Origin of the sequence: Mycobacterium scrofulaceum (assembly GCF_001667885.1) — a bacterium.
Classification (GTDB): domain Bacteria; phylum Actinomycetota; class Actinomycetes; order Mycobacteriales; family Mycobacteriaceae; genus Mycobacterium; species Mycobacterium scrofulaceum_C.
This window is the reverse complement of the sequence record NZ_LZJW01000177.1, coordinates 119314-130055: the sequence shown is the minus strand read 5'-3', so window position 1 is coordinate 130055 and position 10742 is coordinate 119314. Positions and strand designations below refer to the sequence as shown.

General features: G+C 69.7%; 7 protein-coding genes. 3 read left to right on the top strand and 4 right to left on the bottom strand.

Annotated elements, in window-relative coordinates; all coding sequences use genetic code 11:
• The 3 genes from A5681_RS25205 to A5681_RS25195 form a co-directional block, all read right to left on the bottom strand.
• Window positions 1-408, bottom strand: a 408-nt coding sequence (locus A5681_RS25205; RefSeq protein WP_197498721.1) for a class I SAM-dependent methyltransferase, incomplete at its 3' end; no start/stop codon positions are given.
• A gap of 83 nt (window positions 409-491) precedes the next feature.
• Window positions 492-1847 (bottom strand): MFS transporter, encoded by a 1356-nt coding sequence (locus tag A5681_RS25200; RefSeq protein WP_067282355.1) that lies wholly within the window; start codon window positions 1845-1847, stop codon window positions 492-494.
• 4 nt (window positions 1848-1851) lie between these two features.
• Window positions 1852-2997, bottom strand: a complete 1146-nt coding sequence (locus A5681_RS25195) for an LLM class flavin-dependent oxidoreductase (RefSeq protein WP_067282352.1) — start codon at window positions 2995-2997, stop codon at window positions 1852-1854.
• Window positions 2998-3418: 421 nt separating this feature from the next.
• Here A5681_RS25195 and A5681_RS25190 point away from each other — a divergent pair, with 421 nt between their 5' ends.
• The 3 genes from A5681_RS25190 to A5681_RS25180 all read left to right on the top strand — a co-directional run bounded on the left by A5681_RS25190 (window position 3419) and on the right by A5681_RS25180 (window position 10032).
• Window positions 3419-4285, top strand: a complete 867-nt coding sequence (locus tag A5681_RS25190; RefSeq protein ID WP_197498720.1) for an alpha/beta hydrolase — start codon at window positions 3419-3421, stop codon at window positions 4283-4285.
• Between the two features lie 10 nt (window positions 4286-4295).
• Complete coding sequence (locus A5681_RS25185) at window positions 4296-6455, top strand: acyltransferase family protein (RefSeq protein WP_067282349.1); 2160 nt, start codon at window positions 4296-4298, stop codon at window positions 6453-6455.
• Between the two features lie 271 nt (window positions 6456-6726).
• Complete coding sequence (locus tag A5681_RS25180; protein WP_231996412.1) at window positions 6727-10032, top strand: helix-turn-helix transcriptional regulator; 3306 nt, start codon at window positions 6727-6729, stop codon at window positions 10030-10032.
• Here the strand turns inward: A5681_RS25180 and A5681_RS25175 are convergent.
• The gene (locus A5681_RS25175) at window positions 10029-10715 is read right to left on the bottom strand and encodes an Rv0518 family GDSL lipase (RefSeq protein WP_067282346.1); all 687 of its coding nucleotides are present in this window, start codon (window positions 10713-10715) and stop codon (window positions 10029-10031) included. The two genes, A5681_RS25180 and A5681_RS25175, sit on opposite strands and share 4 nt — an antisense overlap.
• Between the last annotated feature and the right edge of the window lie 27 nt (window positions 10716-10742).

Here is a 10742-nt window from a genome sequence, read left to right as displayed (position 1 = left end):
GTGCAGCGCCTGCGCGTACCGCGTCTGGATGACCCCGTCGTTGAGGAAGACGTGATAGAACGCGCTGTCGACGACCGTGTCGAAGCGGCCCTCGAATCCTTCCAGTTTGGTGGCGTCGGCAACCTGGAAGTCGACCTCGACGCCCGCCCGCTCCGCGTTGCGTTTCGCTTGCTCGATGGCCGAGGGCGAATCGTCGATTCCGGTCGTCGAATACCCGTGCGCGGCAAAGTGAATGGCGTGATGGCCGGGGCCAGTGCCGGGGTCGAGCACCTCGCCGCGGATCCCGCCGTAGGCTACTAATTGCTGCACCGCCGGCTGTGGTCCGCCGATGTCCCAGGGGATCCGGCGGCCGGCGTGTTCGGCCTCGTCGTACAGCGGTTCGAAACCGGCGACGTTCGCGTCAGTCATTGTTTTTCGCTTCCTCGCGATTCCCGACGGGGGGCTACCGGTGCAGCGTAACGAGGAATGCGGTTGTCTACCGCGTAGTCAGCTCAAAGATGCAGATCTTGGTCGCGGATCGCCGCCGTGGCGAGCACGCTGATGACGGCCGTCGCCACCAGATAGCCGCACGCCAACCATGGCGCGCCGCCCAGCGCCGCGATCAGCGCGGTCACGATCATCGGGGTGATTCCGGAGGCGAAAATTCCGGAGAACTGGTAGACGAACGACAATCCGGTGTAGCGGGTGCTGGTGGGATACAGCGACGAGTACAGCGTGCCCTGCGCCCCGTAGAACAGCGCATGGACCACCCCGAACACGACGATCAGCGCCACGGCGAACCAGACCAGGCTTTTCGTGCCGAACAGCGCGAAGGCGGGAAACGCCGCGATGCCGTAGCAGGCCACCCCGGCCAGATACACCCGGCGCGGGCCGAACCGGTCGGTCAGCGCCCCGGACACCGGCAGCAGCACCGCCATCAGCAAGGCCGCGACGGTCACCACCACCAGCACCGACACCCGGTTGAGGCCGAGCGCCCCGGTGGCGTAGCTGATGGCGAAGACGCCCCAGGTGTTGAACGCCGAGCCTTCGGCCCAGCGAGACAGCAAGCCCAACACGGTGTTTCGCCGTGACCCGGGTTCGCGGACGATCTCGCGGATCGGCACGGTCGCGGTGGCCTCGAGGTCGCGCAGCTCCTGGAAGGCCGGCGTCTCCTCGACCCGCAGCCGCACGACTACGCCGATCACGACGAGCACCAGGCTGAGCAGGAAACCGATGCGCCAGCCGTAGGCGAGGAATCGGGCCGGGCCCAGGGCGATCTGCAGGAAGGCGAAAATGCCTGTGCCCAAAGCCAATCCGAGCGCCAGGCCGACCTGGGGAATCGCCCCGAACCGGCCGCGGCGGCCTTCGGGGCTGTGTTCGACGGCCAGCAGCACCGCACCCGCCCATTCACCGCCGAGGGCGAACCCCTGCAGGATCCGCAGCGCCAACAGCAGCAGCGGCGCCCACACCCCGATCTGGGCGGCGGTGGGCAACACCCCGATCAGCGCCGTGGCGACGCCCATGATCAGCATGGTCAGCGCCAGGCTGCGCTTGCGGCCGATCCGGTCGCCGATGTGGCCGAACACCAGCCCGCCGACCGGCCGCATGACGAACCCGACGGCGAAGGTGGCGAACGCCAGCAGCGTGCCGACCAGCGAGCTCTCGCTGGGGAAGAAGACCTTGTTGAACACCAGGCCCGCCGCCGTCGCGTAGAGGAAAAAGTCGTACCACTCCACGGTGGTGCCCAACAGGCTGGCCGCGACGACGACGCGCAGGCGGTGGCGTTGCTGGGCGTCGGTTTCGTCGACCGCCCCGGTGACTGCGCTGATCCCCGCCCCGGTCGAGGGCGCCGGCAAGGTAGCCGCCATGGCCTTAGTGGGCCGAGGCGACCGCGAACGGCGTCGCCGATACCGGGTGGGCTTGACGGTTCGGGTGCTGCCACAGGCCCATCCGCTCCAGCAGCGGCAGCACGCCCTCGCCGAACCAGTAGGCCTCTTCCAGGTGTGGATATCCCGACAGGATGAAGTGGGTGATGCCGAGTTGGGCGTATTCGGCCAGCCGCTCGGCAACCTCGGCGTGCGACCCGACCAACGCGGTGCCCGCTCCACCCCGCACCAGGCCCACGCCCGCCCATAGGTTGGGGCCGACCAGCAGCCGGTTGTTGTTGCCGCCGTGCAGGTCCAGCATGCGGCGCTGACCCTCGGATTCGCTGCGCGCCAGGCTGGCCTGCACCCTCTCCACGTCGGCCGGGTCGACGGCGGCCAGCAACCGGTCCGCCTCGGCCCACGCCTGCTCGGAGGTGTCGCGACTGATGACGTGAATGCGCAAGCCGTATTGCAGGATTCGGCCGGCGTCGACCGCCAGCCCCCGGATCCAATCCAGCTTCTGGGCGACCGCCTTGGTCGGCTCTCCCCAGGTGAGATACACGTCGGAATACTTGGCCGCGACCGGGCCGGCCGATGCCGACGATCCGCCGAAGAACACCGCCGGGATCGGGTCGGGCGGATTGTTCAGCTGCGCGCCCTCGATGCGAATGTGTTCCCCGGCAAAGGTCACCGGCGTCTTCGACGTCCACAGTTGGCGCACCACGTCCAGGAACTCGGCGGTGCGCGCGTACCGCGCCTCCTTGTCCAGGAAGTCCCCGTAGGCCCGTTGCTCGTGCGGTTCGCCGCCGGTGACGACGTTGAGCAGCAGCCGCCCACCCGAGTGGCGCTGGTAGGTCCCGGCCATCTGGGCCGCCAGGGTGGGGCTGAGCAGCCCCGGCCGGAAGGCCACCAGGAACTTCAGGGTCTCGGTCGCCTCGACCAGCATCGCCGTCGTCAACCAGGCGTCCTCACACCACAACCCCGTGGGCGTGAGCACCGCCTCGAAGCCGTTGTCCTCGGCGGCCGCGCAGATCTGGTGCAGGTAGCGCAGCGTGGCGGGCCGATCGCCGGACATCGGCGTGCCGTGTCCGCCCGCCACCAGGTTCCGGGAATCGCCATAGGTCGGCAGAAACCAGTGGAACGCCAGACTCATCCTCAATCCTCTTTCAATCCACGACGCAAAGCACGAAAGCTCCATCCTGCGAAACTTGCCTCCGGCCCGCGAGGGTTGAAACCGTCGAGATTGCATCCCCGGCCGGCGGCGGCCACACCGGGGCGAGCGCGCGGTGCGCATGGCTCACCCGGCCGCCCGCCGCGGCGCCGTTTCCGCCGCTTGTTCCCCTGCGGCGCAAGGGGATACGACGGGTCAGATCCCGCGATGGCGCGACGGCCGCGGCCATGATGATGGGCCTATCACGAGGCCGCAACTCGGCCTGCCGGAGCCGCCCGAGGCGGCGAATCGGTGCACCGCAGGTAACCGGTTGGAGACCGACAGGTCACGCCAGATCACACAATGCTTCCATTTCGGCGTGGCTCGGCAGGTAATCACCGGTCAGGGCGGCATCATTGCGATCATGCCTGACCTGACCCGCCGGGCGGTGCTGCGAATGGGAGCCAGCGCCGGCCTGGGAGCCGCTGGCGTGTTCGCCCTGAGTGGCCTGCTCGATCCGGTCAGGACGCAGGCCGCGACGCTGCCGCAGGCACCCGCCCCGTTCGAGCCGTCCGCGGCGAGCAGCAACCTGCCGGCCAAGCTCACCGGTTCGTTCGTCTCCGCCGCCCGCGGGGGCGTGAAGACCAATTACGTGATCGCCCTGCCGCCCGGCCAAACCGGGACGCTGCGCCCCGTGATCGCCCTGCACGGCAAGGACGGCGACGCGAACATGATGCTCGACTGCGGTGTCGAGCATGGCCTGGCCCAGCTGGTCAAGGAGGGCAAGCCGCCGTTCGCGGTGGTGGGCGTCGACGGCGGCAGCGACTCCTACTGGCACAAGCGGGCCGACGGCACCGACTCCGGCGCGATGGTGCTCGACGAGCTGCTGCCGATGCTGTCCACGATGGGCTTCGACACCTCCCGGGTGGGCTTCATGGGCTGGTCGATGGGGGGCTACGGGGCGCTGCACCTGGGCGCCAAGCTGGGGCCTGCGCGGACCGCGGGGATCTGCGCGATCAGCCCGGCACTGTACAGCTCGTTCGCCGACAGCGCTCCAAAAGCGTTCGACAGCAACGACGACTGGACGCAGAACAGCGTGCTGGGTGTGCCTGCGCTGTCGCAAATTCCGCTCCGCGTGGATTGCGGCACCTTCGACCGGTTCTATCCCGCCACCCGCCAATTCGTCAGCCAACTCAAAACGCCACCGACAGTCAGCTTCACGGTCGGCGGACACGACATGACCTGGTGGCGTCTCATGTTGCCCGGCGAACTCGCGTGGATGGCGACCTAGCGGAGACCCCATGAGCGTCCGGCCGAGCGAACTCACCACCCGCCAAACCGAGCGGGCGGTGAAGCGGACCGGATTTCGACCCGACATCGAGGGCCTGCGGGCGGTCGCGGTCATCGCGGTGGTGCTCTATCACGCGGGCATCCCGGGGGTCACCGGCGGATACATCGGGGTGGACGTGTTCTTCGTCATCTCCGGCTACCTGATTACCGGTCTGTTGTTCCGCGAGGTCGCGTCCACGAACGCCGTTGCGCTGGGCCGGTTTTACGGGGCGCGGGCCCGTCGCCTGCTGCCGGCCGCCGCGGTCGTCGGCGTCCTGACCGCCATCGGCGCGGCCGTCGTCCTGCCGCCGCTGCAGGCGCGCAGCGTGTTCCTCGACGGCGTCGCCAGCGCCCTCTATGTCGGCAACTACCGGTTCGCCGCCCAGGGCACCGATTACCTGACGCCGCACCAGGAGTCGCCCTTCCAGCACTACTGGTCGCTGGGCGTGGAGGAACAGTTTTACCTGGTGTGGCCGGTGCTGATCATCGGCACGGCCTGGCTGGTGCGGCGCGTCCCCGCGCTGCGCAACTTAGCGGGGCGCGCGACACCGTATGCGGTGGTCCTTGGCTTGGTGGGGGCGGCGTCGCTGGCGGCGGCCGTGCTGTGGAGCCGGACTTCACCGTCCTGGGCGTTCTTCTCCCTGCCGACCCGCGCCTGGGAACTGGCCGCGGGCGGGCTGCTGGCCCTGTCAATCCGGCAGTGGCGCCACCTGTCGCTGCGCACCGCGTCGGTCGCCGGGTGGGGCGGGCTGGCGCTGATCCTGCTGACCTGCACCCAATTGGACGCGCACACCCCCTACCCCGGCACCGCGGCGCTGATGCCGGTGCTGGGGACCGCGCTCGTGATCGGCGGCGGCAGCGTCACCCGCGGCCTGGGGGCAGGTCGGCTGCTGTGCCGGCCGTCGATGCGCGCGATCGGCCGGATCTCCTACTCCTGGTACCTGTGGCACTGGCCGGTGCTGCTGCTGATGCCGGCACTGCTCGGGGAGCCCGCCGGCCTGCCGGCCCGGCTCACCGCGACGGCCGTGTCCGCCGGGCTCGCGATCATCACCCTGCACCTGGTCGAAAACCCCGGCCGGTTCGCCGCCGCCCTGCGCCGGTCGGCGCGGGCCAGCCTGGCCGTCGCCGGGGCCGCCAGCGCCGTCGCGGCCTGCGCCTGCGCGCTGTTGCTGAACGTGGTGCCCGTGCCGGTCGGCCATGGGGCGGCCGCGCCGCGGGCCAACATCGTGGCGGCACCGACCGGCGCCGCGCCCACCGTCAGCGCACCGGAGGCGGCGGTCCGCGCGGCGTTCGCGCAGGCGCGCGCGGCCGTCGCCGCATCGGCGGACCTGAAAGCCATTCCCGCCAATCTCGATCCCCCGCTCGCCAAGGCGCCCGCCGACAAGGCGGCCGTCTTCGTCAACGGATGCGTGCGCTCATGGCGCGAGGTAGGTCAAAACGATTGTGCGACGGGAGATCTGGCCTCGCCGACGAGGGTCGCACTGATCGGCGACTCGCACGCCGCCATGTGGGACCCCGCCTTTGCGCAGGTTGCCGAGCAACGTCACTGGCGGTTGGAGACGTTGGCCAAAGTGACCTGCCCCATCCAGGATCTGCGCATCGTCAGCCCGTACCTGGGCCGGGAGTACAGCGAGTGCGAACAGTGGCGTGGGCAGGTCATGGCCCGGGTGGCCGCCGAGCATCCGCGCCTGGTGGTGGTGGACATGAGCCGGCGCTACGCCGCGGACTTCGGCTTCACCTCCTACGACCCGGCATGGATCGACACCTTGGGCCGCACGGTCGCGCAACTGCGCGGCACCGGCGCGGCGGTGTTGGTCCTGGGGCCCGCCCCGGATCCCCATTCGTCGGTGCCCGCCTGCCTTTCCGGGCACCTCGACGACGCCGGCGCCTGCGCGCCGACGCGGTCCGACGCGGTCAACGACGACGGCATCGCCACCGAGCGGGCGGCAACCACGGCCGGGGGCGGCCAGTACGCGGATCTCACCGACCTGTTCTGCACCCCCGACCGCTGCCCGATGATCGTCGGCAACACCCTGGTGTTCCGCGACGACAATCACGTGACTACCGAGTACGCGCAGTTGCTGGCGCCGGTGATGGGCGCGCTCGCAGACCGTGCGCTGACGGGTGGGTGAGTGGCGATGAACTTCTGGTGGTTGACGAACGTCATATCAGCGAAGGGTTTTGGGAGGTTGTAGGGGATGACTCCGCTGCTGCTGGCCTGCATTGCGGCCGCCGCTCCAGTCGCCGGGTTCGGCTTGCTGAATTTGCAGGCTCGCCTGGAACGATGGGACTACGAGCGACACGCCGAGGACTGAACGTCCTTCGTAAATCCGCGCGGTCGCAGCCGAACTCTGCGCGCTTTAGCTGATGTTTTGCCGCTGGCGTGGCCGCACGCTGGCTAACATGATCGACATCGATTCGTCGGCGGACATGCCGCTGCTGGACTGGAGCGAGCAGAGCTTGAGCGAGCTGCCCACTGGGACGGTGACCTTGCTGCTTGCCGACGTGGAAGGCTCGACCCGGCTGTGGGAAACGCAGTCCGACACCATGCCGGCGGCCCTGGAGCAGCTGAACCAGACCGTCAATGACCTGGTCGCCGCCCACGGCGGGGTGCGGCCCGTCGAGCAGGGCGAGGGCGACAGCTTCGTGCTCGCCTTCGCCCGCGCCAGCGACGCCGTGGCCTGCGCGCTACAACTTCAACTGTCCGTGCTCCCGCCGATCCGGATCCGGATCGGCCTGCACACCGGCGAGGTCCAGCTGCGCGATGCCGGCAACTACGCCGGGCCCACGATCAACCGGACGGCGCGACTGCGCGACCTCGCCCACGGCGGGCAGACGGTGCTTTCCGGCGCGACCGAACCCTTGGTCATCGACCGGCTGCCTGCCGACGCCTGGCTGACCGAGCTGGGCGTCCACCCGCTGCGCGATCTGCCCCGACCGGAACGCGTCGTGCAACTCAACCATCCCGGACTGCGCAACGATTTCCCGCCGCTGCGCACCGCGAATGACGCTGTGGCCTCTCATCTTCCGGCCCAGTTGACCAGCTTCGTCGGCCGCGCGGCGCAGATCGGCGACGTGGCCCAGATCTTGAAAGAGAACAGGTTGGTGACCTTGACCGGCGCCGGCGGCGTCGGGAAGACGCGATTGGCGGTGCAGGTCGCCGACCGCGTGGCCAACGGGTTCCCCGGTGGCGCCTGGTTTGTCGACCTCGCACCCGTCGCCAATCCCCTGCTCGTGCCCGTCGTGCTGACGCGCACGCTCGGTCTGGCCGACCAGCCCGGCCGCTCCACCATGGAAGCGCTGACGAAGTTCGTGCGCGACCGCACCCTGTTGCTGGTGCTCGACAACTGCGAGCACCTACTGGACGCCAGCGCCGACCTGGTGACGGCGCTGCTCGACGCGGGCCCGGACGTGACGGTGCTGGCGACCAGCCGGGAGCCGATCGGCATCGCCGGGGAGCTCACCTGGCGGGTGCCGTCGCTGTCGGTGGATGACGAGGCCGTCGAACTGTTCGTCGACCGTGCCCGCCGGACCAGGCCGGATTTCCGCCTGACGGAAGAGAATTCGCCGGTGATCGCCGAGATCTGCCGGCGTCTCGACGGCATGCCGCTGGCGATCGAGCTGGCCGCCGCGCGGAGCCGCACCCTGTCACTGACCCAGATCGTCGACGGCCTGCACCACAACTTCCGCCTGCTGGCCGGCGGCGCGCGCAATGCGGTGCGCCGCCAGCAGACCCTGCGGGCGTCCATCGACTGGTCGCACGCCATGCTCACCGAACCCGAACGCGTCCTGTTTCGGCGCCTGGCCGTGTTCATGGGCGGTTTCGACCTTGCCGCCGCCCAGGCCGTCGGCGCCGACACCGACGCGGAGCACTTCCAGCTCATCGACCTCCTTGGCCTCCTGGTCGACAAGTCACTCGTCGTCGCCGAGGAAGTCGACGGCGTCATGCGCTACCGCCTGCTGGAGACCGTCCGCCAGTACGGCCTGGAAAAGCTCGCCGAGTCGGGCGAAGCCGAGCCCGTCCGGACGCGCCACCGCGACCACTACACCGTCGCCGCGGTCGCGCTGGAAGCGCAGTCGGGTGGCGACGGGAAACCTCTGATCCCGTGGGCCGAACTGGAGATGGACAATTTGCGGGCGGCCCACGCGTGGAGTTGCGATGCCGCCGAGTTCGGGCCTGCACTGCGGCTGGCATCGGCCCTGCAGCGGGTATGGGTTACGCACGGGCGATACCGCGAGGGCGTGGCGGGATTCGGCACCGTCTTCGGCGACGACCGCTACCGCGACTCCGACGTCCCGACCGCGGTGTGGGCCAGGGCGGTCGCCGACGCCGGACTGCTGGCGGTCTGGTTTTCCGTCCCGGCCAGCGTGGAGCGCGCCGAAGAAGCGCTGGCGGCGGCCCGCCAACTCGGCGATCCGGCGCTGATCGTGCACTGCCTGATCACGGCGGGCATGCTCGCATTCAACGACATCGGGCTTGCGACAGACTATCTCGCCGAGGCGGCCGACCTCGCTCGCGCGTCCGGCGACCTTTCCGCCCTGTGCCGCGTCCGCGCCTACCAGTGCTTCACCACCAACACCGGAGGCGACCCGATCGCGTCTCAGACGGCCGGCGAGGAGGGCCGAGACCTCGCCGACGCGCTCGGCGATAGCTTCATGTCCCGGTACTGCCGGACGTTCCTCACCGGTTCGTTGGTGTTGCAGGGCAAGCTGACCGAGGCTCTCGCGGTGGGGCGCTCGCTGGTCGAGGAGGCGCGCGCGGCCGGTGACGCGCCGATGCAGGCATTCGGTCTGCAGGCCATGGGGCCTGCGCTGTCCTTCTGCGGCGAAGCCGCGGCAGCGCGCGACACGGCCGGAGCCGCGCTGGAAATCGCGGCTACCCTTGGTGGTTTTCACGAGGACACCGCTTATGCGGCCCTGTCCCTTGCCGAACTGGCCGCTGGTGACCCCGCCGCCGCGAAGGACGCCTGCGACGCCGCCCTGCGGCACACCACCCCCCTGAAGGAACTGTACGTCCGCAGCACCGCGGCGCTGGCCGACGCAGCCATGAGTTGCGGTGATCTCGTCGCCGCCCGCCGCCTTGCCGACGAAACCGTCGCGCACGTACCGGGTTGTTATCGGGTGATGGCACTGAACGCTCGGGCCCGGGTCGCCTTGGCCCAGGGCGAGCCACAGCAGGCCGAAACCGACCTCCACGACGCCGTCGCGGTCGCGGACCGCACCGGCGGATACGTTTATCTCCCAGATGCCCTCGAAGGCCTCGCAGCACTCGCTGCCGACACCCAACCCGAATATGCCGCAAGGCTTTTCGGCGCCGCCGACGGGTTCCGTCAGCGGCACGGGGCGGTGCGCTTCGCGGCGTTTCAAGCCGCCTACGACGCGGCACTGGCGACAGCACGAGAAGGATTGGACGAGAACGCATTTGAAATAGCGTGGACCGAAGGCAACGCGCTGTCCGCCGGCGAGGCCATCAACTACGCGCGGCGGGGTCGCGGTGCGCGTGGGCGACCGGCCAGCGGTTGGGAGTCGCTCACACCGACCGAGCTCGACGTGGTTCGCCTGGTCAGCGAAGGGCTGCCCAACAAGGACATTGCCGCGCGAATGTTCATCTCCGCGCGCACCGTCCAATCCCATCTGACGCACGTCTACGCCAAACTCGCCGTGTCGTCGCGGGTGCAGCTCGCTCAGGAAGCCGCCCGGCACGCCTAGGTCGACAGCTGGGTCTGGATGAGCGGCGCGATCTTGTCCGCCATGTATTGATGCCCCGCGTCGTTCGGGTGCACGCCGTCCGCTCCGATCAGGTCGGGCCTGCCGACGAACCAGCGTTCGGCGATCGGGTCGACCCACGTCGCCCCCGCGCCCGCGGCCGCGGCGGCGAGCGCATCGCGAATCTGCAGAATCGGGAGGGGCACGTCGGCCGTCGGCCACGGCGGCCCGATCACCAGGAAGCGCGCGGACGGCGCCAGCCGGCGGGCCAAATCGAATGTGCTGCGGGCTTTTTGACCGATCACACCCGCATCGATCGGCTCGTCGTTGCGGGAGCCGAAGAACACCACCAGCACATCGTCGGGCTGCACGGCCCGAGAGGTCAGGTCCTCGAACACGCTGCCGTGGTCGCCCGGCATGCCGTAACCGGCCCTGCCCTCGGCCGCGACGTCGGCCGAGACGCGCTCGCCCCGCGCCGCGAGCCCGTCCCACGCGCGTGCGGGCCACGACCGCGGTCCCAGGCCGCCCTCGCCGGTGCCGGTCGTGTAGGAGTCCCCGACGACGGCCAAGTGGTTCAACCGGAAATCCAGGGTCAGCGTGTCGTAGGTGCGCACCTGGGCGGGATAGGCGATGCCGATGCCGACCAGAAAGGTCAGACCGATGGCGAAGGTGGCCAGACGACTCACTGCTGCCTCCCTCCCCTGTCAACGGCA